The sequence below is a fragment of the Shouchella miscanthi genome (assembly GCF_007725405.1).
Classification (GTDB): domain Bacteria; phylum Bacillota; class Bacilli; order Bacillales; family Bacillaceae_D; genus Shouchella; species Shouchella hunanensis.
In genome coordinates, this window is record NZ_CP042163.1 from 643,215 (window position 1) to 664,616 (window position 21,402).

General features: G+C 42.6%; 27 protein-coding genes. All 27 read left to right on the plus strand.

Features of this window, described 5'->3' with window-relative positions; all coding sequences use genetic code 11:
• The 27 genes from FPV17_RS03270 (at position 1) to FPV17_RS03395 (ending at position 21,400) form a co-directional block, all read left to right on the plus strand.
• Positions 1-1,707, plus strand: a complete 1,707-nt coding sequence (locus FPV17_RS03270; protein WP_144557976.1) for a cache domain-containing sensor histidine kinase — start codon at positions 1-3, stop codon at positions 1,705-1,707.
• Positions 1,708-1,797: 90 nt separating this feature from the next.
• Positions 1,798-3,063 (plus strand): ABC transporter substrate-binding protein, encoded by a 1,266-nt coding sequence (locus FPV17_RS03275; protein WP_144557978.1) that lies wholly within the window; start codon positions 1,798-1,800, stop codon positions 3,061-3,063.
• 19 nt (positions 3,064-3,082) lie between these two features.
• Positions 3,083-4,006 (plus strand): carbohydrate ABC transporter permease, encoded by a 924-nt coding sequence (locus FPV17_RS03280; protein WP_144557979.1) that lies wholly within the window; start codon positions 3,083-3,085, stop codon positions 4,004-4,006.
• Positions 3,996-4,829, plus strand: coding sequence for a carbohydrate ABC transporter permease (locus tag FPV17_RS03285; RefSeq protein WP_144557981.1), 834 nt, complete (start codon positions 3,996-3,998; stop codon positions 4,827-4,829). The genes FPV17_RS03280 and FPV17_RS03285 overlap by 11 nt, the downstream gene beginning before the upstream one ends.
• 20 nt (positions 4,830-4,849) lie before the next feature.
• Entirely contained in the window at positions 4,850-6,214 is a 1,365-nt protein-coding gene (locus FPV17_RS03290) for an FAD-dependent oxidoreductase (protein ID WP_144557983.1), read from the plus strand.
• A gap of 249 nt (positions 6,215-6,463) precedes the next feature.
• Entirely contained in the window at positions 6,464-6,853 is a 390-nt protein-coding gene (locus FPV17_RS03295; RefSeq protein WP_144557985.1) for a DUF5082 domain-containing protein, read from the plus strand.
• 19 nt (positions 6,854-6,872) lie between these two features.
• Positions 6,873-7,136 carry a YwqI/YxiC family protein gene (locus FPV17_RS03300; protein ID WP_035398307.1) on the plus strand — a complete coding sequence of 88 codons (264 nt, stop codon included), beginning with the start codon at positions 6,873-6,875 and terminating at the stop codon, positions 7,134-7,136.
• Between the two features lie 23 nt (positions 7,137-7,159).
• Entirely contained in the window at positions 7,160-9,196 is a 2,037-nt protein-coding gene (locus FPV17_RS03305) for a T7SS effector LXG polymorphic toxin (protein ID WP_186370719.1), read from the plus strand.
• A 15-nt stretch (positions 9,197-9,211) separates the two neighbouring features.
• Entirely contained in the window at positions 9,212-9,829 is a 618-nt protein-coding gene (locus FPV17_RS03310) for a hypothetical protein (protein ID WP_144557988.1), read from the plus strand.
• 851 nt (positions 9,830-10,680) lie between these two features.
• Complete coding sequence (locus FPV17_RS22340; RefSeq protein WP_144557990.1) at positions 10,681-10,953, plus strand: hypothetical protein; 273 nt, start codon at positions 10,681-10,683, stop codon at positions 10,951-10,953.
• A gap of 259 nt (positions 10,954-11,212) precedes the next feature.
• Positions 11,213-11,644 (plus strand): SMI1/KNR4 family protein, encoded by a 432-nt coding sequence (locus FPV17_RS03320; RefSeq protein WP_055735555.1) that lies wholly within the window; start codon positions 11,213-11,215, stop codon positions 11,642-11,644.
• Between the two features lie 313 nt (positions 11,645-11,957).
• A complete protein-coding gene (locus tag FPV17_RS03325; RefSeq protein WP_281284325.1) occupies positions 11,958-12,389 on the plus strand; it encodes a DNA/RNA non-specific endonuclease in 432 nt (143 codons plus the stop codon).
• The gene (locus FPV17_RS22345; protein ID WP_281284342.1) at positions 12,364-12,519 is read left to right on the plus strand and encodes a DNA/RNA non-specific endonuclease; all 156 of its coding nucleotides are present in this window, start codon (positions 12,364-12,366) and stop codon (positions 12,517-12,519) included. The genes FPV17_RS03325 and FPV17_RS22345 overlap by 26 nt, the downstream gene beginning before the upstream one ends.
• A 2-nt stretch (positions 12,520-12,521) precedes the next feature.
• The gene (locus tag FPV17_RS03330; protein ID WP_144557992.1) at positions 12,522-12,644 is read left to right on the plus strand and encodes an immunity protein YezG family protein; all 123 of its coding nucleotides are present in this window, start codon (positions 12,522-12,524) and stop codon (positions 12,642-12,644) included.
• A gap of 45 nt (positions 12,645-12,689) precedes the next feature.
• A complete protein-coding gene (locus tag FPV17_RS03335; RefSeq protein ID WP_144557994.1) occupies positions 12,690-12,992 on the plus strand; it encodes a DUF5592 family protein in 303 nt (100 codons plus the stop codon).
• A gap of 1 nt (position 12,993) precedes the next feature.
• Positions 12,994-13,665, plus strand: coding sequence for a TraC-like domain-containing protein (locus FPV17_RS03340; protein WP_144557996.1), 672 nt, complete (start codon positions 12,994-12,996; stop codon positions 13,663-13,665).
• Between the two features lie 4 nt (positions 13,666-13,669).
• Positions 13,670-15,625 (plus strand): VirB4 family type IV secretion system protein, encoded by a 1,956-nt coding sequence (locus FPV17_RS03345; RefSeq protein WP_246117116.1) that lies wholly within the window; start codon positions 13,670-13,672, stop codon positions 15,623-15,625.
• Positions 15,626-16,705 (plus strand): lysozyme family protein, encoded by a 1,080-nt coding sequence (locus tag FPV17_RS03350; protein WP_144557998.1) that lies wholly within the window; start codon positions 15,626-15,628, stop codon positions 16,703-16,705.
• Between the two features lie 14 nt (positions 16,706-16,719).
• Positions 16,720-17,304 (plus strand): hypothetical protein, encoded by a 585-nt coding sequence (locus tag FPV17_RS03355; protein ID WP_144558000.1) that lies wholly within the window; start codon positions 16,720-16,722, stop codon positions 17,302-17,304.
• Positions 17,305-17,319: 15 nt separating this feature from the next.
• On the plus strand, positions 17,320-17,640 hold the full coding sequence (locus FPV17_RS03360; RefSeq protein WP_144558002.1) for a hypothetical protein: 321 nt from the start codon (positions 17,320-17,322) through the stop codon (positions 17,638-17,640).
• Positions 17,641-17,655: 15 nt separating this feature from the next.
• The gene (locus tag FPV17_RS03365) at positions 17,656-18,207 is read left to right on the plus strand and encodes a hypothetical protein (RefSeq protein ID WP_144558004.1); all 552 of its coding nucleotides are present in this window, start codon (positions 17,656-17,658) and stop codon (positions 18,205-18,207) included.
• Between the two features lie 227 nt (positions 18,208-18,434).
• Positions 18,435-18,695, plus strand: a complete 261-nt coding sequence (locus FPV17_RS03370; RefSeq protein WP_144558006.1) for a hypothetical protein — start codon at positions 18,435-18,437, stop codon at positions 18,693-18,695.
• On the plus strand, positions 18,682-19,860 hold the full coding sequence (mobP2, locus tag FPV17_RS03375) for a MobP2 family relaxase (protein ID WP_144558008.1): 1,179 nt from the start codon (positions 18,682-18,684) through the stop codon (positions 19,858-19,860). The genes FPV17_RS03370 and mobP2 overlap by 14 nt, the downstream gene beginning before the upstream one ends.
• 4 nt (positions 19,861-19,864) lie before the next feature.
• Positions 19,865-20,314 carry a hypothetical protein gene (locus tag FPV17_RS03380; protein ID WP_144558010.1) on the plus strand — a complete coding sequence of 150 codons (450 nt, stop codon included), beginning with the start codon at positions 19,865-19,867 and terminating at the stop codon, positions 20,312-20,314.
• Positions 20,315-20,728 (plus strand): hypothetical protein, encoded by a 414-nt coding sequence (locus FPV17_RS03385; RefSeq protein ID WP_144558012.1) that lies wholly within the window; start codon positions 20,315-20,317, stop codon positions 20,726-20,728.
• 59 nt (positions 20,729-20,787) lie between these two features.
• Complete coding sequence (locus FPV17_RS03390; RefSeq protein ID WP_144558014.1) at positions 20,788-21,081, plus strand: hypothetical protein; 294 nt, start codon at positions 20,788-20,790, stop codon at positions 21,079-21,081.
• 37 nt (positions 21,082-21,118) lie between these two features.
• Positions 21,119-21,400, plus strand: coding sequence for a hypothetical protein (locus FPV17_RS03395; protein WP_144558016.1), 282 nt, complete (start codon positions 21,119-21,121; stop codon positions 21,398-21,400).
• The last annotated feature ends 2 nt before the right edge of the window (positions 21,401-21,402 follow it).

The following is a 21,402-nucleotide window of genomic DNA, read 5'->3' on the forward strand; positions in this document are numbered from 1 at the left end:
ATGTCACTGAGACAGAAAATCATCGTGTTGTTTCTCGCTATTGTATTGGTGCCTTTAAATCTACTGGGAATGATTACCTATTCCTATTTTTCGAAAACGTTGGAGGATCAAACGTACCATTACACGGTACAAGTGATTGATCAATTGAATCAGAACGTCAATGCATTTATTGATGAAATGCACCGATTATCCCTTCTTCCTCTATACGATCGAGAAATTTTAACGATTTTAAAGAACCGAACCGAGGATTCTTATTCTTATTATCCACAAACGGAAGAACTTGAACGCATGAGTTCGTTTCTATCTACCCTCTCCTATAATCGAAAAGAGCTTTCTGGGGTTCATATTATTGCAAGAGATGGAAGTTTGTTTAGCGATCTCGGTTCACCTCGAACGGTACATCGTTTTAGTGATGAATCTAGCTTCTGGCATCAGAATATTCAACAAGGAGAAGGTGCTTCTTTGCTCGTGCCTGCTCACGAGCCAGCCTATATGGTTGGGAACGAAAAGACCGTTTTCTCAGTTGGCCGCTTACTCCGAGATCCAGATGGGTTCCGTCCCCTTGGCATGATTAAAGTCGATATCGAAATGAGCTATATTGAATCCCTGTTAACAGATGTGGATTTGTCAGAAGAAGCGTCTATCACAATGGTTGATCGTCATGGACAGCTCATTTATGAAACTGGAAAAGCCATTACGCCTATTTTAAAGAAAGTAGACAAAGAGGGACAACCCCTTGTTGAACGTGAACGAGTGACGGCTGATGGCGTAAATTATTTACCGGTGCTCCGGCAATCGAGTGGAGAGGTTCAGACGATTGTGCTGTTACCAGAAAATGAAATTGTCGGTGCCTCCCAGTCACTCCGAATCGTCACCATTGGATTAATGGTAGCGGTGTCAGGGGTCATCCTTTTATTAGCGCGAGTCGCTGAGCGTTCATTAACCAAGCCAATCTTTGAGCTACGCCAAATGATGGAAAAGGCTGAAAAAGGAGAATTTCAGCACCGTATGACGCCTTCTTCGAAAGACGAGCTGGGTCAACTTGCTCTTAGCTATAATCATATGATGGAGCAGATTAACGAGCTGATTGCAAAAGTGTATCAAACCGAAATACGTGAAAAAGATGCCGAAATAAAAGCACTGCAAACGCAAATGAACCCCCACTTTATTTACAATACATTAGAACATATAAATATGATTGCGATTACAAAACATGAATACGAACTTTCCGATATGGTCGCTTCTCTCGGACGCCTTATCCGCTACAGCATCGATCAGAAAACCCGGTTTGTTCCTTTGCGAGATGAACTGTTATTCGTTAAAGCGTATATAGCCATTCAAGAAAAACGATTAGAAGGAAAAGTAACGTTTGATATCTCCATACCAGAGAAGATGTTGACGCTCTTCATCCCAAAATTGATTCTTCAACCGTTGCTTGAAAATGCCATCGTGCATGGACATCAACATGGTGAAATAAAAGGAAGAATTGGAGTAAAGGGGTGGCAAGATCACACGTTTTCTTACTTGGAAGTGAGAGATCAAGGGCAAGGAATGAAGCAGTCCATGAGTATTGGAACTGGAAACCGTGTGGCGCTTAACAATATCGCAGAGCGACTTGCGCTGCTTTTAGGAGAACAAGCTGTGCTGACCATTAAGAGCGAGGAAGGAATAGGGATGTCCGTCACAATCACTTTACCAAAGACCTGAATAAAAGATACCAAATCAAAAACGAGCACCCTCCCGAATTGTAAGCGCTTTATTTAAACTGAGAATAAGAACAAAAAAGGGGGATCTAAGATGAAAAGATGGGGTGTTAGCGCGGGATTTTTGCTTATTGTGGCAGGCTGTTCTTCCTCTGGTGGGTCGGCGACAAATGATGGAGAAGAACAAATTGAATTGACCTTTTCAACATGGGGCAATGAAAACCACATTGCCGTTTATGAAGAATTATTAGAGGCCTATTACGTCGATCATCCAAATGTAAACGTTACGATTCAAACAACACCATTTCCAGATTACCAGCAAAATATGACGGTATTAGCGGCTGGACAAGAACTTCCAGACATCGGCTGGGCGGCTGAACGGATGGTGCCACAATTTATCGAGAATAACATTCTTGCAGACATTGGGGTTCTTCGACAAGATGAATCATTTAACTTCGATGATATCTTGCCAGGCACGATTACCCAGTACGAAGTGGACGACGCCCTCTATGGTGTGCCGTTTTCTAGTCCACCTCATATCATTTATTACAATAAAACCCTGTTTGAAGAAAAAGGTTTAGACACACCACAAGAACTTGAAAGTCGAGGAGACTGGACGTGGGAGGCTTTTGAAGAAGCCGCAGCTGTTATTGCCGAAGATGAAGGTGTTTACGGTGCCAATTTCTTTCGGGCTTGGGAAACGTGGGAAAACCTACTTGCTCATACGCGAGCTGAGGGAGGCGACCTTTTTAACGAAGAGACAACCGAGTTTACGTGGAACAGTGATGCTGGTATTTCGACATTAGCGATGCTCGATCGAATGATGTTTGAAGATCGCTCTCATCCACGCGCAGGCGATCAGGTTGCATTTGAAGCTGGTAATGTAGGGATGTTCTTTGATGTCTATAGCTATGTATCAACGGCTAGAGGCATTGACGCATTTGAGTGGGATATTGCGCCAGTTCCCCTTGGCTCAGCAGGACGCGCGCCCATTCTTGGTCAGGCAGGTTATGTGATGTTTGAAGGAACCGAGTATCCAGAAGAAGCGCTTGATCTCATTCGCTACTTTGCGAGTGAGACTGGAATGGAAGCAACCTCTACTTATTTTGCACCACCACGCGCATCGGTACTTGAATCGGATGCATTTATTGAACAACCTGGTAATCCTCCTCGGGAAAGCATGGAATCAACGATCTTAAGCTTAAGCGAGGAAGCACGTGTCTTACCGATTCACCCTGAATGGCAAAACATCGACAATCACATTCTACAAGGGTTTGACCGGTTATTTGGGCAGACTGCGGAACCAGCCGACATTCTTGAAAAGATGGAAGCGAGTATTAATCCGCTGGTGCAAGAGTGAGCTGCGGAGGGATTAAGAAATGAATGTAGATACGCAACCTGAACAAAACCAAACAAAACGGCGGAAGCCATTTTTCAAACAAGATACCCTCGCAGGCTGGTTGTTTCTTAGTCCGATGCTCATCGGGTTCACTGTTTTTATGTTCGTGCCAATCGGCTTTGCCTTTTATATGAGCTTTACAGACTGGCCGTTGCTTGGTCAGTCGGAGTTCATTGGAACGGCGAATTATCGAGCTATTGTCCAAGACCCAGAATTCCAACAAGTGATGGGCAATACGATTTTGTTTACTGCCGGGCTTGTGCCTTTTAATATTTTTCTTGCTCTTGGATTGGCACTGCTACTGCGCCATCCGCTACCACTGATGGGCATGTTCCGAACGATTGTCTTTGTACCGGTAGTCACAACACTTGTTGTATGGGCGATTGTCTGGCGCTATATGTTTGCGACTGATTACGGATTTATTAACTCCATCCTTGGTTGGGTTGGAATTGAACCACAAGCGTGGCTCTATAGTAAGGACTTGGCGATGCCAGCAGTTATCGTCACAAGTGTGTTGAAAAATGTAGGACTAAACATGGTCCTGTTTTTAGCTGCATTACAGATGGTCCCAAGAAATCTATATGAAGCGGCAAGAATTGATGGAGCTGGAAGCTGGCGTCAATTTCGCAACATTACGCTTCCCATTATTTCCCCAACCGTGTTTTTAGCAACTATTATTACAATCATTGGGGCGATGAAAATCTTCGCCCAAATCTTTGTGATGACACGTGGAGGTCCGGAAAGTAGCACGAAAGTGATCGTCTACTATATTTGGGAAAAAGCGTTTCGGTTATTTGATATGGGCTACGCTTCGGCAGCTGCATTTATCCTATTCTTTCTTATCTTTGCATTCACATTGATTCAATGGTGGCTACGAAAAAGGTGGGTTTACAATGAAGATTAATTCCATGTCCACAGGTATTCGTTACATGCTCTTAACGATTATCTCAGCAATTATGCTGCTTCCCTTTATTTGGATGGTGACGACGTCATTAAAAGATCCAAATCAAATCTTTTCACTGCCACCAACGTTCATTCCAAACCCAATCCAGTGGGACAGCTATGTCAATGTGTTAACTAGTACGTATTTTTTGAGACAAATGTTCAACAGCATCTACATTGGTGCCGCCGTCACCATTGGGACCGTGTTCCTTGCCTCTCTAGCAGGCTATGCGTTTGCTCGGATCCCTTTTAAGGGAAGAAATCTTGTTTTTCTCGCATTTTTAAGTGTGATGATGATCCCCGGCGAAGTCACGATTATTCCGCTTTTTCTGTTTATGAGAGAACTAGGGTGGATTGATACACATTGGCCGTTAATCATCATTCCAATCTTTGGTGCTGGTGGAGCATTTGGCATTTTTGTGATGCGACAATTTTTTAAGCAAGTTCCTGCTGAATTAGAAGATGCAGCCCGAATAGATGGCTGTTCTCGCTTTCGAATTTTCTTGCAGATTATGCTACCGCTATCAAAACCGGCATTAGCAACGGTCACCATTTTTACCTTTTTAACGAACTGGAACGAGTTTTTGGAGCCTTTAATTTTTATTAACTCAAGGGAGTTAATGACCTTGCCGCTCGCGCTCTCCTTATTTACAGATGAAGCAGGAACCGATTGGAGCTCGCTCATGAGCGCATCTGTTCTAGCGACGTTGCCTGTGCTAGTCATCTTTTTTTTCGCACAGAAGCAATTCATCGAGAGCTTAGCTATGTCTGGTTCAAAAGAATAAGAAAAACGGAGGTCCTATAAATGAGACAGATCACAGAAGTAGAAAAACAAGTGCGCGTACGAGGAGAGGCAGACGTTGTTGTATGTGGAGGAGGTCCTGCAGGAATTGGTGCTGCTTTAAGTGCTGCACGTAACGGTGCCAAAACGATTTTACTTGAATCCCACGGTTTTCTTGGCGGCATGGGAACAGCGGGGATGGTGACATCTTTCGCATATGGCTATCATGACAAAGAGCGCTTTATTACCGGTGGCATCTTTCAAGAAATTCGACAAAAGCTCTATGATAGAGGTGGTCTCATCATGACCGATCGCAAAGGCTGGGAGCCCTTTAATGCAGAGCAATACAAAATACTTGCCTTTGAGCTCCTCGCCGAAGCAGGTGTCGAGCTTCTTTGCCACACGACGATTGTTGATACGATTACGAAAGACGGCACCATCGAAGCGATTCTCATTGAAAGCAAGGCAGGTAGGGAGGCGCTGCTGGCGACTCATGTTATTGATGCAACAGGTGATGGAGACGTGGCGGAACGAGCCGGGGCGACCTGCAAGATTGGTAGAGATAAAGACGGAGGTACCCAGCCCTCCTCCCTCATGTACGTGCTCGGCAACGTTGATACAGCCGCTCTCGGCCATAAGCTTGACGAAGAAGGACGCCGTGGTTATTGGAAAACCGATGATGGCTATCACTATTTAAATGCAACAGGCTTCGCACGGGAAATTGAACAAGCCAAGCGAGATGGCTTTCTAACGAAAGTAAACCGAGATCATGTCGCGGCCATCTTTACCGTTCCATGGATGGACAACGTTGTCGGCATTAACTTTGGCCGAATTCAAGGAAAAAATGCCCTCGATCCGCGTGATCTGACAGATGCGGAAGTGCTCGGACGGGAACAAGTGCTAGACGGAATCGCTTTTCTAAAAGAATATGTCCCGGGCTTCGAGCGAGCAGAACTTCTACAAACGGCGCCACAAGTGGGTATACGTGAAACGAGGCGCGTCATCGGAGACTACGTTATGACACAAGAAGATATTGTCGACTTAAAGCAGTTCGACGACTGCATCGCGCAATCTTGTTATATGATTGACATTCACTCACCAGACTCAGCTACAACCGAAATCTACAAATTACCGAAAGGAACCCACTACGACATCCCCTATCGCTCACTCCTACCAAAGGGACTGAACAACCTTCTTGTTGCCGGCCGCTGCATCTCAGCGACTCACGAAGCCCTCGGCTCTTTCCGGGTTCAAGCAATCTGCCTCGCAATCGGTGAAGCTGCTGGAGCCGCCGCCGCTCTTGCTGTAAAAGAATCTTGCTCTCCACGAGAGATTAACGTGAAGCAGTTGCAAGACACGCTCGTTGGACAAGGTGCGATATTGAGTTAATGGAGGAGCCCCCTGCGCTGGGGAAGTTCTGAAAAAAAAGGGAACCCTTTATATACTATAGGGGGGTTCTTTTTTTTTTGTGTACACTTTTTACTATAGTCTGTAGGGAACAAATAATCTAGTAAACGTAATTTGACTTTAATAGACAGTTTCTTTATGTTCCTATAAAATGGAAAAGGAAAAAGTGAATGGTAGCTATTGAAGGAACATTGCAAAAACCATAAGTAGAAAAGGAGGGTCGTTTTTACTGTGGCTGACTTGACGAAAATTCTTAATTTGCAAACGAAACTTGGCACGATGCGCACACAGCTCGGAAATACAGAAGATAAGATTGAGCGGTTAAAAAAAGCAAAAAATGCCCTAAGCACTGAACAAGAAATGCTCCATAACCATAAAGCGAGAATGAACGAGCCAGAGATTGATGGCAACGCTTGGCGCGGCAATGCAGCATCCGAGCATGAGGATATTCGAAGTGAGTTGCACGCATCGTACGTAGCTGCGCAGGATCGTGCTGAGGGAATGCTTAGCTCTATCGAATCAGAAATTTCCAATCTGCAAGGTGAGGCGTCTAGGTGCTTAACCTCTATACTAACAATGGAAACGTCTTTGCAAACATTGCGGAACCGTCTATCAACGTAAATTGAGAGGTGATCCCCTTATGCCAGAAATTAAAGTGAATGAAGAAGAAGTACTAAGCGTATTAAGTGAAGCAGGTGAAAAAGCAAGTTTCATAGTTTCAGATAGTGAACCGGCGATTGAGACATCATCAATGGCCTTTCTTTCAAAATTGGCCGAGTTCGAAAGTGGATACGCTACTCAACTCAAGGCGTTTTTAGATGTGTTCAAAAGCGTGCAACAAGAAAGTGAGGAGCTTGTTAAAACATACGGAGAAGTCGATCGCTCACTCGCAAGCCATAGATAATGATAGGAAAGGATGCCGAACGAATGAAAGTTCTTGATGTACAAGAAGTGATGGATGCGATTGACAAAATCAAAATTTCCAAGCAACAGGATTCTGACAACATTGAAAGCTTGCGAGCGAGCATCCAGAAGATTGAACAACTAGAGACCTTGCAAGGCAAAGGCGGAGAGGCGTTAAAAGACCATTTTAGGAGGCTTCATTTACCTGTTCTCGAAGCGTTTCATTTACTCATTCGTCAATACATGGAACAATTAGATAGAGTAAAATCGAACTTACTAGGCTTTGAATCAAGCTCGGCCATCGTTAGGGAGGAGTTTCTTTCTGGTGAGCTAAAAAACGGGCTCGATCGCATCGCCACAACGGCAACAGAGGATGCCAACGAAATTGAATCAATCCGCACATCCATCAGTGATATTCTCCCGCTTACGCCTTTTTCAATGGAAGAGGTCTTAAGACAGGTAGACCGTGGCAAAGACCACGCAAAAGAAACGATTGAGACATTACACGCCCTCGACGAACAAAATGAAGCATTGCTAGCCCAAGCTGAAAGCACGCTCCGAGAAGTAACGAACGTCGTCTCTCAAGTCGCAAACTGGTCGAGCGGCGGGGCAATTCTATCAGCAGGAACGCTTGCCGAAGTCGATTCGAATGTAGAGGCTTTATACGCGAACCTCGTTACCGAAGCGATCCAGATGACGCCACCAGATCCATTTGACCTGACAGGACATGAAAGCGTGATGTACCAGACCGCGTTACCACTTGAGTTCCTCTACACGGGTGCCTATGCCAACATCCCAGGTGGACTCAAGGCAATGAGTTGGTATTACATGAATCGGTTCCCAGTTAGTGCGATGATGAATGACGAACAAGCGATTCAGGCATGCGTGGCGCCCCCAATTGAGCAAGATGTGGATGAAGGCGGGGGATGGTTGAATGCAACGTTCAACTTTTTTAAAGGTGTAGGAAGCGGAGCTGTAAATGCGGTAGGGGATGCAGTCGAAGGTGTTGTTAATCTCGTAACAGACCCGATAGGCGTGTACAATGACACGGTCGAATTTATTGGTGCGATTGTGGATGATCCTGCGTTGGTAGGGGAAATCGCAACTGAACTATGGCACGCATTTGAGGACGATGTGATTAATGGAGATGCTCAAAGTAGAGGCGAGTGGACTGGCTATGCTCTGGGCCTTATTGGTACAGCGGTTGTCGGCGATAAAGGAGTCTCGAAAATAGCGAATGCAAGTCGGGTTGGCACGGCGGGCCGACTTGGCGGCGTGCCGGGCTATGGGACGCAGCATCAACTTGGGTTGAGTTTGAGGACAACGCAAGGAATGGATCACTTTAGAATCGGGACGAGCACTGGTCCAGCTCTAGCATTAGTTGGAAATGGGAACAGGGTGATGCCACCATATAATACGTTAAATACCGCGCAGATCCGGTCAGATGTTGGGGATATGAGTCAAACAAATGTCAAAAGAGTTGAAAGCCCTACAGGAGCGACGGAAACGCAAAGAGCAGGTTCTGGAGGTCAAACGAGTACGAGCAGCGGTACCAACCGGGCAAATCAAACGCAAGATGCGACCACCATTAACCCTACGGATAAGGCTAAAATTGATGAGTGGAAGTTTCGTCCTTCGGACGATAAATATTTGTCGAACAAAAAGACATTTGATAATCCTCAATATTATAATCAAGAAACAGGTGATATTAATTGGCCGCCTAATAACGGATTTGATGGGGACGTAGTGAGAACGGAGTTAAAGCCGGGGCAAGTAATTGATCGTTATGGAGAGCCTGGGGGGAATTTTCTTTCTCCAGATGGGACGCCTTACGAACAAAGAGCGTTGGCGTTGCATAGTGACGATGCTAAGTATTATCAATATAGAGTTTTAGAAGCATTTGAAGTTGACAGCGGTAAGATTGCGCCATGGTTTGACCGGCCTGGTGGAGGGATACAATATCATACTGCAAATTCGAGGATTTATAATTCAAATGGTGAGCTTATAAAACCGACTGTAAAGGATTTATTGGACAACGATTATATAATAGAGATTAAATAATAGAGGTGGAATAATATGACTTTCTCAATCAAACAAGCTCAGGAAATATTAGAAAAAGAAAATTTTCCTGTTATTGCGACTACAAATGGAGTGAGAGAAAATAGTCATCCATTTGATAATTATTATCAATTAATAAAAACGGACAAGGGTTGGGAGTACAGTTTGTTCATGCAAGAAAAAACAAATTCACCAGAAAAGGCGGATTTGAAAGAGTTTCAAAATGAATCCGATGGAGCGATGTATTTTCTTCTAAAACAGTTATCGAATGGTTATAGCAGAACATACATTGATTCATATCGTGGAGACCTACCTGACAACCTTTCTATTAATGATCTTATAAAAGGTCTACAAAAAGTAGGCGTTTCGGCTAGGAAGTTCGTGTATGGGAAGAAAGAGCTCAATGGTACATTTATTCAGCTTGAAAAAGTAGATGACGAGCATTGCTCATTTTCTCTCTATGTAGATGGAGTGAAAACGAAATCATCAATTCCATTAAGTAATAGGAGAGGCTTAGGAATTACCTTTAGAAAAGTGATTTTATTGTATTTCTTTGAAACAAAAGTAGAACCTATCCTTAAAAGAGAACACATTACTTATGGAACAGATGAATTAGTTACATTTGTATTTAATTAAATAACGGCCGTAGCTTAATTAAGCTGCGGCTGTTCTATACGGTTAGTAAGATATAACAGAAAAGTATAATAAAATCTCTAAATAAATCGTTTCTCAAAATGAATTGGGACAATATATGATCAAAGGCGATGTCCATACCTTCGATTAAGTGTTATCCGCTTTTCCTATTAAGTAATGTAAAAAAAGGAGTTGAGTTTGAAAGTGGAAAATTTAAACATCAAAGAAATATATTTCTTGGTAGATGAGTATTTTGGTCATAAGTTAACACATAGATCTTTAAATGTAGACGAAAATGAACTGCAAATTTTTTGTAGATTCTTTTGTATTTGAGTTTAGCATTGATGACCGATACGGAGTTTTTGGTGCAGGCTTGAAATTATTGGAAGAGAAATTATTGTTAATTGTGTTTGGAGAATCATTAGCTATTAACAATGACAAAGAATCAATCATTTGTACATTCAAAAAAGCAGACAAGTACTGTAGACTAAGGCTACCAGAGAAATTCCTTACAGCTTACGATGAAGCATACAGGATTTAATAGTTCTCTGATCAAAAAAAATAAATCTTATATGCGTGGGCAGTTGTGCAACTGCCCACGTTTTTCAAATTTCATTAAGGCTATTATTAGTTATAAAACAGAGTAACACGCGAACCAGAGGAGTACAAGCACTCAACACCTATGCAAAAAACATGAAAATGAGCGCTACAATAGCCACTGGCCAAGCGAGCCTTGCCGTAAAAGGCGCCACTGGCCAAGTGAAAAACAGCCTTGCCCGGGGAATGGACAATCTTCAAACCAACCTCAATGGTAGTTCGCCTGCTCTTGCGCCAGCCGGAGGCACAGGGATCGTGTGCCATATAATGCGATGGATTCGCGAAGGATTCAACAAGATGTTGGCGCGGTAAAGCAGGAGCAGTTAAGGAAGATTGAGGTAGGGAGTGGGGTTAAACCTAAACTCAAAGGATCGTTAATTAGAGAGTATATTCGGGATATAGAAGGAAGAACTGGTAGAAAACTTGATAAATTGCAGGTTGAAAATTTAAAAGATGCTCTAAGAAAAAAGATTACACACCTCTTACAAAAGAGCAAACAAGGGTCCATAGACGAGAGTTTAATAAAGTAAAGGACAAACTTGTTAGTGAATGGGAGTTAAACACTGGTCAAAAGTGGCCAACATATACTGAAGATATTTTTTCAGAGAAGACTGGTTTATTGGTAAGAAATAAAGGTGATAAGTATGATGCTCATCATATCATTGAAAATAATTACGCCGTAGATCATATGTGGTGGAATGTACACCCAGCCAAGTTTCCAAATGAGCATCAGGCGGGAATTCATGGATCTGGTTCACCTGCCAGGGAGTTATTTAGAGGAGGGAAATTATGAAATACGAATTCTTAAAAGCGAATAAAAACAATCAATTCTATCCATTAGACGAAACTGTTATTAAACAAGCAGAAAATGATTTGGGCATCACATTCCCAAAGGAGTTAAGAGAATTTTATATGGAGCTAGGTTATGGATTTTTAAAGGGAGACAGTGGAAATATAAATCGTCTGATGGATCCATTGTCAGTTCGAGACTTTAGGTTAAAACAAAATGATTTTGAATATTTTCCTGACATAGATCTTTATGATGACCTTGTTGATGAGTACGTTTTTTTTGAAGTAAATGAAACAGTTCTATTCACAATAAAACGATTAGATGATGGGAACCCTATATTTTACGATGAAATCTTAATTGCAAATTCTCTAGAGGAATTTTTAATACAATTTTCTAAAGATGATTCGTATTACATGGAATTTGTTGACTAGAATGAATTAAACCGTTTTAGTTTTATTGAGAAGGCTATATTGATGCAAAAGTAGCCTTAATAGGGTGAAAAGTAGAATTTAATTGCTTTTCATGGAAGATGCCTGTGATGAATAAACTCAAACATCGTATAGATTACTAAGCATTATGGTGTTTTTGAATCGTTTTAATGGAAAATGAAAATAAACTAAGAGTCATAGTTCCTTAAGGGGCTATGACTTCTTAAATTACTTTCGCCCGAGTATATACAACCTTCAAACCAACCTCAATGGCAGTACGCCTGCTCTTGCGCCAGCCGGAGGCGCAGGGAACCGTGTGCCATATAATGCGAAGGATTCGCGAAGGATTCAACAAGATGTTGGCGCGGTAAAGCAGGAGCAGTTAAGGAAGATTGAGGTAGGGAGTGGGGTTAATCACTATACGAGGGTCGATGGAAAGAAAGCGTTAAGACCGAATGTAAGTTATTTTAATGAATATGGATACAGGTACACGACTGATTCACTAGGAAGAATTGGCAAGGTAGATGCCAACTTACAGGTGGGATTAGCAAATCGAAATAGTTATGCACAAAGAAAAGCCGGCGGACCTGATAGACTCCCTGATGACGATGGTGGACATCTAATTGCTAGCATTTTTAAAGGGTCTGGTGATATAGATAATTTAGTACCGATGAACGCAAACCCCAATAGAGGTGAGTGGAGAAAACTTGAAAAAATTATGGATGGAACATTTACAAAGAGGGGATGAGGTGAGGGTAAGTATAACGCCAATCTACAATAACGAATCATTGAGACCGGGTAGTTTTAATATAAGATATAAAATTGGAAATGACTCATGGTTTGATGAACGCTTTAATAATGTATCTGGAGGGAAGTAAGGATGAATAATGAACGATTAAATCAGTTATATGGAGAAATTGCTCAGATTGTGGCAGAAACAATTCCAGAAAAGTGGGAAAAATTTTATCTGTACGGGGAAGTTTTAGAAGCCAAACACGCATAAGGGGAGGCTCTACGGAGCCTCTTTTATTATGAAAGGAGTGAGGGAATGAGCAAATATGTTATTCCAAATGACATCAAAACGGAATTAAAAATGTATAAAGAAATCTATATGTTCGACTTTTGGATGGCACTCGCAACAGTGGGCGTTTCCTGGGGACTGGCGCGGTTCATTGAACCAGGTTTTAAGATACCGTTTTACCTCTTTATGACGGTTGTAATTATCACGTTATTATGTCGACCGCGATCAAACCCTAAAAAGCGAATGTATCAAGCGATGTCTTACGCGCTGAATCGATCGAGACAGACCTATCAATCCGTAGATGAACCACGGAAGCGAGAGGAGAGCTAATATGTTTGATGAAAAACAAATGAAGTCAAAACGGCCAAAATGGTTCCAAAAGAAAAGAAACCAGGAACAAGCCGTTTGGTTCGATGAATCCAGCAAAGGAACGCGCGAGTGGAACAAACGATTTGGAGCGACAAAAGAGAAAAAAGTAAAACATAAAATTGAGCCTTCAATTCGAGATATATTGCCGATTATTGACTACACAGACGGTGTATATAAGCTGCGCGACAACGGCGGTTATCTTGATATATTTCAAGTGACAAGTAAGGATTTATACGCTCAGAACGAACAAGACACGGACTTGGATGTGTATACGTTTGATAAGCTCATACGATCGAACAGTGAGGATATGAAGATTGTTGGCTTAACGTACCCCGTAGATACGGGAGGACAACAAGGGCATTTGATTCGCAAACGTGATAAAGCGACGGACCCGATACAGATTCAGTTTTTACAACAAAAGATCGACGAGCTGGCGTATCTACAAGAAAACCGAACGAATAAAGAGTTTTTCTTATTCATCTTTGGCGAAACACGCCAAATCCTCCAGGAGCGCGTGAAAGTGGCCAAAAACATTACAAGTGTTAGTTTTCCCTTAGAGGAATTGACCAAGAGTAAGCGCGACAATCTTTTATATAAGCTCGGTAATCAAAATTCTAAACTAGCCATGAGGTGATGATATGAGTCTTTTACAAGAACACAATAATACAATGACACAATCACACAATGATACAAAGAAAAAAGGAAAGAAAAATCAACTTAATCAGTCATTATTAGCGGCTGTACAACCAGCTGGTGGCGTGAAGTTTGAAGAATCATATCTTAAAAAGGGCGATGGATACGAAGCGTGCTTACATGTCTATAAGTATCCCAAGCGCGCGAATGACTTTTGGCTCGCTCCATTGTTTGATTTAGAAAACTGCATTACTACGCTTGATTTTGCCAGGGAAGATACGTTTGAGATTCGCGAAGCGATGAACAAATCAATGGCCGAACAAAACGCCCGGTACATTCAAGAGACGGATAATATCAATAAGATGGAGGCCCGCGATGCGTACGACGAGTTAGCGAGTGTCTATAACTCTATTCGTGACGGTGGGGATGTGATCAAGAGTATTACGCTTAGAATGTACGTGCATGGACGTACACTCGTTGATTTAGAGCAAAATCTAGCTGAAACGCTTAAGACCTTAGAGAACTTAGACTTTCGCGCTACGGTGTTACTCAATGAACAAGAGTATGAATGGAAAGCCCTGTTTCAAGGCTATAGTACACAACTGAAAGAGTACAACAAACGACAAGGTAAGCAACTCCCATCCAGTGTGTTGGCGGGTAGCTTGCCTTTTTATTTTACCCAACTTCATGACCCGCACGGGTCTTACTTTGGTCAAACGAATACTAACGGCTACGTGATTTTAGACATTTTTCATAAGGATAAAAAGCGACTATCGTATAACGGTGTTGTAATCGGAAGTATGGGAAGCGGGAAATCAACACTGCTCAAAAAAATTGCTTCTGATCGCGCCGATCGAGGCGATGTTATACGTGGATTTGACGTGACCGGCGAGTTTCGTCCGATGGTGGAACGTAGAGGCGGAAAAGTAATCAGCTTAGACGGGTCAAGCGGAAGTATTAACCCGATGCACGTCTACAAAACGGACGAAGATCAAGAAACATGCTTCACACAGCATCTATCAAAGATGGCGAACTTTTACTGCTTTATCGCGCCGGATGCCAACGACAAAGAGATCAAGGAATTTGAGAATATCACGAATACCCTTTATGTCGAGTGGGGGTTATGGGCGGATGATCGAAGCGAAGAAACGCCAGTCATTACCGATCGACCCAATGATGCGTACCCGCTTTTACAAGATCTATTAGAGCGTGTGAAGAGAGAATTGTACACGGATGTGGAGGCAAAACAAGTCGATGAAACGTTGAGTTCTAATCGTCAAGATCGTCTAGAAAGTATCATGTTAATTCTTCAAAACACGGTACGCAATTATGGCCGTTTGTTTAACCAGTATACGTCATTGGATAACTTCCAGGCGCAACAGATGGTCTACTTTGAAATCAAGAGTTTGGCGCAAATGAAAACGAATATCTTCCAAGCGCAGCTCTTTAATGTGATCAATCTTCTGTGGGACGAACTGCTGCAGAAAGGCCTTCCTCAATATGAAGCCTTTAACCGAGGCGAACTGTCAGTAGAGGATGTTATGTATTACTTGATTGAGATTGATGAAGCTCATGCGATCGTCAATACCAATGAAGAATCCCAGGAAGCGTTGAAAATGCTAATTAACTTCGCGCGGCAAGCTCGTAAGTATTTTGGTGGCATTATCTTCGCCTCTCATACGATTCGAGATTTCGTGCCGGAAGGCTCGTCGCTCTCTTCAATTACAGCGATTAAAACGTTGTTCAATCTTTGCTCATATAAATTTCTCATGAAACAGGACAGTGAGAACGTCCAGCAGCTGCGAACGGTCTTTAGTGGTGGATTATCCGATCATGAAGTACATTCAATTCCGCTTCTTGAAACAGGAGATACAATCTTGACGATTGCGGGAGCGGGCAATATTCGCTTCTCCATTGAATGTTCGCCGGAGGAGCTGGCCCTATACGGAGGAGGGTTGTAAGTGTGGCTTTTAACACTCATACCACCCAAGTGGTGGGCGGTCATTATTGGGTTAGTCTTGGCTTGTTTGTTCCTTATAGGTGCGACAAGTTTTTTCTTCTTTTCGGCCTTACAAGATGATCAGAACGAAAGTGAATTGGTCAGTGAAGAGGGCGGTCATGATGGGATAGCGCAAGTCAGCGCAGAGCTTGAAGAGTTACGTCCCATCTTCGAGAAATACGCCGAAGAACACGATATGGAGGACCATATTGATGTGTTAATGGCCATGGCGATGCAAGAAAGTGGGGGACGGTTAGAGGACGTTATGCAGTCTAGCGAGTCGCTTGGCCTCCCCGTCAATTCACTCAACCAGGAAGAGTCGATTGAGCAAGGTGTGAAGTATTTTAAGGAAGTGTTAGGCCAAGCCAATGGCGATGTGAAGCTCGCACTTCAAAGTTATAACTTTGGTTCGGGCTTCATTAATTACGCCAATGAACATAACGGAGGCGCGTACTCAAAGGACATCGCGATCGACTTTTCGCGCATGATGTATAACAAACTAAGTCATACAGGAGCCTTTTCATGTATTCGACCGGAGAGTGAATCAACAGGCGCGTGTTACGGAGACATTGGCTATGTCGATGCGATTTTTTCGTACCTATCAACCCATAATATGGGTGGTGGTACTGGCGACGGAGATATGGTGTTTCCGGTCGACGGAGAAGTACGAAAAACGTCTGACTTTGGTTATCGTACCGACCCTTTTGATGAAGAACAAATCGTGTATCACAAGGGAACGGATTATGCGTGTACGGAGCATATCACGCCGATTTTATCCATTGCCGATGGACAGGTAACGAACGTCGAAGTCCAAAGCGGCTACGGGAATATCGTCATTATTGATCATGGAGATTACTATAGCGCGTACGCTCATTTATCATCCTTTGATGTCTCACCAGGTGACAGCGTATCCGCTGGAGATAAAGTGGCCACATGTGGGAATACAGGGACCTCAACTGGAGCACATTTGCATTTAGAAGTGCGTCAAAGTCAGTACGGAGATTTTGTGGACCCGGTTGAATTTATGGGAATCGCGTCTTAAGAAAGGAGAGAAAAATGGATAAACGGTATCTCATTTTTGGGAGTGGACTGGTGGTATTAGCTGGAGTCACGGTCCTTAATTTGTGGGCGATGAATCAAACGAATGACCCCGTTGATGTGGCTCCACTTCAAGAGCAAGTACGAGAATTAAACGAAGATAACGCGCTCCTAACGGAGCGGATGGAACGAATGGAACCGGAGCAAATTGCAGCTGAACGTGAAGCGATTACGAACGTCGCTTATGACTTTATTCAGTTAGCCTACAATCGAGATTTTGACAGGTATGAGGAAGAGAGTGCAGAGGGGCGAACCATCATGAATGATGAATTATATCAACGCTTTTTCCCCGCCGATCAAATCGAAGCCAATGAATATATTGAAACCGATGTAACGATGAACCACTTGTATTTAGAAGATAAAGAACCGACTTCCGATGTGTTATATGCGGTAGCCGACTTTCACCATATCATCGATGATACCGAGATTGATCGCCAGGAAGAGCGCGACGTTCTGATCTCTATTACCATCGAACAGATCGAAGAAAATGAATGGATTGTCACGGATTTAGAGACGATTCAATCCGAGGTTTCAGAGTCATAGAGAGGAGGAAACTCAATGAAATCACTTAAGAAACTCATGCAACAAAAGCTACGAACCAGCCGGAATAAATCCCTTGTTTATATCGTCGTCTTAGGCTTTTTCGTTCTTGGTTTCTCCGTTTTTATGTCCTCTAGGTTATGGGCTGGAGGGGAACACGAAGTGGTCGAAACGCCACACCAAACAGCGATCTCACTAAGCAATACAGGCGATGTGTACGTTGAAGAATGGGTCTATAATCCGACGACTCGTAAGGCATATCTGACTTTACAAACCGATGGGATGCGAGCGGAAGAATCACTTTCATTTGTCCCCCAGGAAGCAGCTAATCCACGGTAAATGTTGCCTCATAACGTGGTCTATGAATCACGTCATGGCTTGGTGCTAGAGATTGAAAACTTAAGTTCTGAATGGGACATTTTGGCGGTTGGTTTGGTCGTGAACCGTCCAACTTACTCAACGATCGATGATGAAAACGAGGACGAAGAATCAACACAAAAAAGTCCTTTGGATGATGTCGTTTATTTCTTACAAACTGATCAGCGCGTCGTTGAAACAGACCCGACGATGGAGATTAAAAGTGATGAAGAATACGCCGTTTCTTTCGTTCAATTTGAAATCGACCAAGCCGAACGAGACGTAGAAGCGGAAGAGAATCAGAGACAAAAAGCACAAGAACATCGCGACAGACTGTATCGTACATTGACTGAATTAGAAAGTGATCAAGAGTATCAAACGGCCGAAGAGAACGAGGACACACAGGTTGAAATTGATCGAATCAAAGGTGACATCCGAACAATCGATGATACGATTTACGATCACAATATAGCGATTCAAAATCATGAAGCAAAGATCGAAAATCTTCAAGAAAAGAAACAAGAAACAGCCGTTTCTTCAACAGAATAGGGTACACACACTGAACACGTAGGGTACACAAGGTAAGCACATTCGGAAGATTTATTCCAGCTTTTATAAAAAAAAGGGTACACACACTGAACACACTTGACGATTTTCTTGTACCCACAGTTTTGTTAGGCTCTGCCTAACTTCCCACGCAATGTGGGAACAAAAACCCCTTATGCTCTTCACTCAATCTTGCTTTTTTCAGCACTAATCACTAGGAGGTTCAACGAATGGAGATACGAGTACGAAAGATGGATGCGGCCGCTGTCAGTAAAATTGATCAACTCGCAAAGGAAATAGGGGTCTCGCGTGAAGAGTTTTTACGCCGTCAATTGAACACGATGGCGTTCCATCACTTTAATCAAGACAAGGAAACGAAGTACAACGAGATCATTCAACAGAACATGTTAATCATGGAACATTGTATTGAAGTGATGCAACAGTATCACGAAACCATTCAAGAGTTGATGGGTACTCATGAGCGTAACTGAACAGGCTCCGGGGGTCGTACTCAAATCACGATTCACGACAGCCGATTCACGATCGTTCCAGAACTACGTGGACTATGTTGATCGTGAAGTCGCCACGATGAAACAAGATGGCGCAAACAAAATGTTTTCACTCTACCAGGACTATATGAGCGACCAGGAAAAAACATCATCTTTGTTCACGAAAGAGAGTGATCACCTATCAAAAGCCGATAAGGGAAAAATGAAATCGCTGTTTGAACAGGCGCAATCGAATGGGAGTGTTATGTGGCAAGACGTGATCAGTTTTAACAATGATTGGTTAGCCGAGAAAGGCATCTATAATCCCAAGACAGGTTCACTGAATGAAGAGAAGTTAAAGGACGTAGTAAGAAAATCCATGCACAATATGCAAGAGAAAGAAGGGCTTTCCGGTAGCGCGGTTTGGTCGGGAGCGATTCACTACAATACAGACAACATTCACATTCATTTGGCGATGGTCGAACCGAACCCGACACGTGAACGAGGCAAGCGCAAACCACTCACCTTAGACAAGATGAAATCAACCGTCGTGAATGAAATATCGAATCGGCAGCCACACCAGGAACGCATCAATGACATGATCAGAAAACACATGGTTCATGGCAAACAAAAGAACTCGACATTGAGGTTTCGCAACCGTGAGTTAAAGGAAGGATTCTTACAAGTGATGAAGCAATTGCCCGCTGATAAGCGACAATGGCAATACGGGTATTCCACGTTAAACCCGGTGAAGAAACAGCTTGATCAATTGACGACGGATTATTTGAAAAAGTATCACGGGCAAGACCTTCAATCGTTGAACAAGATGCTTGATAAAGAGGTCCTAGAAATCAAAAAAGCGTATGGAGCTGGACCAAAAGATTCCTTTCGGTTTGATCGCTATAAACAGACCAAACTTGATGATCTGTATAAGCGAATGGGGAATGGCTTCTTAACCGAAATGAAAGAGTTTGCGAAGGACCAAGAACACATGAAGAAGCTCGCTTATCGATCAGATAAATGGCAAACGGCGTATGAAAATTCACGCACCTATCAATCACTACGACAAGCCTCTTATCACATGGGGCGTGATTATGAGGACTGGAAGGAACAGCGAGCGTACGAACAACTACAACGCGACATTGATCAATCAAAAGAAAGGGAGTAATCAAATGGCCACACGACAACGACGCAATTTGAAATTAACGGAAGAGTGCAGCGAGTATGTTGATCAGTTAATGGAGGATAACCACTTTCAATACCCATTCCAAGCGATTGAAAAGATTGTGTTAGAGCATAAAGAAATGAAAGAAAAAGAATGGAATCTTGAATATGTTTCGCGAGTGTTTGGGGAAACAATGAACGACTTCTTTAAAGAAGAATTGAGTCGTATACGTATGGCGGCTAACCATGCAGATAAGGTGTCGCAGATCAATTTGGAAGTGTTAAACACAATGATGTTATCTCAACGAGAACTAAAAAGTGTAGATGTATGTTATGTAACAGATAAAGACAATGGACTCTTTCAAGCACCAACCGTTAAGTACGCAAAGGAAGCGGTCGAAGAACGCATATCCACGAAGCGTCAGAAGCGCATTGACGCACAGAAAGGAGCCGATTAAATGACACTCATTACTCATGGGGTTGAAGAGATTAATGAGGAACTGCGCTTCATTAAATCACACAGTGGTTTTCCTTATGTGTTTATTCATCCAGGAAGTAATGTGGGGTTAGAGGAGGGGCAAACGGTTCCTGTTTTAAGTGTTTCATCCGATAGTTTGTTAGTTCAAAATGGAGAGAAGAAAGACCACACGAACGCGTTTGATTATGCCTATGGTGAACTACTAAACCCTCACCAATTTGTAGCGGGTGTGTGTTCGTTCTTGCCTGGTCCTGGACCGTATCATATTGGAGAATGTCTCGCTTGCAACAAAGAAAATCAACCACTCGAAACACCAGGTCAAGTGTGCGCGACTCACTGCACACCGTTACGAGATATGAACGCGTATGGTTCCGTGAAGAATAAGAGATTGTAAACGCGTCAACGTGCTATACTTCCTTTAAATAGAAATAAGATAGAAGGGAGACTGATTTCATGGACTATGTAATACCAATTCTTTTAGCGGTCTTACTTGTTGGAAGCGTTACTGTTGTTGTTTGGACGCTTAGAGAGAAAAATACAGAGTTTGTTGTGAATTTAATACCTATTTTCATTTTAGAGTTAGTTGCGGCTGGGTTTATTTTTTACGGTTTAATTGTTCAGAATGATATTAGAAATCCATTTGCGGTACTTGGAATAAGTATGATTTTGTTAGCGTTCTTTCCTTTACTGATTATCGTTAAATCACTCAATAAAAGGTCGAATAGTAACGAGAGAGATTTCAATTGAAATCTCTCTTTATTATTCCATAAAGGAGGTGACATACATGAGTTTATTCTTCGGAGAAGATATGGAAGTGGGGATTGTTCAATCCGTCTATCAAGACGAAACGAAAAACAGTATTGTACTCATGGTCAGAGAAGAAGAGTACACGTTATTTCTATCAGATGAAGAGTTTCGTAAACTACAAATTCATTTTCAAAATCAAGAAAACCTCGTCATTCCTATTAATATGAAAACAAAAGAATTGTTCCTAGATACCGACCAAACGGAACTAGAGGAAGCCCTAGAGGAGCTTGTCGAGGCAGCCGATCGAGGAGGCGAATGAAC

Bases quoted from the DNA above. Each gene is read 5' to 3' on its own strand.
- FPV17_RS03320 (WP_055735555.1), top strand. From the start codon at position 11,213: ATGAAATACGAATTCTTAAAAGCGAATAAAAACAATCAATTCTATCCA.
- FPV17_RS03310 (WP_144557988.1), top strand. From the start codon at position 9,212: ATGACTTTCTCAATCAAACAAGCTCAGGAAATATTAGAAAAAGAAAAT.
- FPV17_RS03275 (WP_144557978.1), top strand. From the start codon at position 1,798: ATGAAAAGATGGGGTGTTAGCGCGGGATTTTTGCTTATTGTGGCAGGC.
- FPV17_RS03285 (WP_144557981.1), top strand. From the start codon at position 3,996: ATGAAGATTAATTCCATGTCCACAGGTATTCGTTACATGCTCTTAACG.
- FPV17_RS22345 (WP_281284342.1), top strand. From the start codon at position 12,364: ATGGAACATTTACAAAGAGGGGATGAGGTGAGGGTAAGTATAACGCCA.
- FPV17_RS03280 (WP_144557979.1), top strand. From the start codon at position 3,083: ATGAATGTAGATACGCAACCTGAACAAAACCAAACAAAACGGCGGAAG.
- FPV17_RS03345 (WP_246117116.1), top strand. From the start codon at position 13,670: ATGAGTCTTTTACAAGAACACAATAATACAATGACACAATCACACAAT.
- FPV17_RS03385 (WP_144558012.1), top strand. From the start codon at position 20,315: ATGACACTCATTACTCATGGGGTTGAAGAGATTAATGAGGAACTGCGC.
- FPV17_RS03370 (WP_144558006.1), top strand. From the start codon at position 18,435: ATGGAGATACGAGTACGAAAGATGGATGCGGCCGCTGTCAGTAAAATT.
- FPV17_RS03360 (WP_144558002.1), top strand. From the start codon at position 17,320: ATGAAATCACTTAAGAAACTCATGCAACAAAAGCTACGAACCAGCCGG.
- FPV17_RS03270 (WP_144557976.1), top strand. From the start codon at position 1: ATGTCACTGAGACAGAAAATCATCGTGTTGTTTCTCGCTATTGTATTG.
- FPV17_RS03380 (WP_144558010.1), top strand. From the start codon at position 19,865: ATGGCCACACGACAACGACGCAATTTGAAATTAACGGAAGAGTGCAGC.
- FPV17_RS03290 (WP_144557983.1), top strand. From the start codon at position 4,850: ATGAGACAGATCACAGAAGTAGAAAAACAAGTGCGCGTACGAGGAGAG.
- FPV17_RS03300 (WP_035398307.1), top strand. From the start codon at position 6,873: ATGCCAGAAATTAAAGTGAATGAAGAAGAAGTACTAAGCGTATTAAGT.
- FPV17_RS03305 (WP_186370719.1), top strand. From the start codon at position 7,160: ATGAAAGTTCTTGATGTACAAGAAGTGATGGATGCGATTGACAAAATC.
- FPV17_RS03340 (WP_144557996.1), top strand. From the start codon at position 12,994: ATGTTTGATGAAAAACAAATGAAGTCAAAACGGCCAAAATGGTTCCAA.
- FPV17_RS03390 (WP_144558014.1), top strand. From the start codon at position 20,788: ATGGACTATGTAATACCAATTCTTTTAGCGGTCTTACTTGTTGGAAGC.
- mobP2 (WP_144558008.1), top strand. From the start codon at position 18,682: ATGAGCGTAACTGAACAGGCTCCGGGGGTCGTACTCAAATCACGATTC.
- FPV17_RS03355 (WP_144558000.1), top strand. From the start codon at position 16,720: ATGGATAAACGGTATCTCATTTTTGGGAGTGGACTGGTGGTATTAGCT.
- FPV17_RS03395 (WP_144558016.1), top strand. From the start codon at position 21,119: ATGAGTTTATTCTTCGGAGAAGATATGGAAGTGGGGATTGTTCAATCC.
- FPV17_RS03330 (WP_144557992.1), top strand. From the start codon at position 12,522: ATGAATAATGAACGATTAAATCAGTTATATGGAGAAATTGCTCAGATT.
- FPV17_RS03335 (WP_144557994.1), top strand. From the start codon at position 12,690: ATGAGCAAATATGTTATTCCAAATGACATCAAAACGGAATTAAAAATG.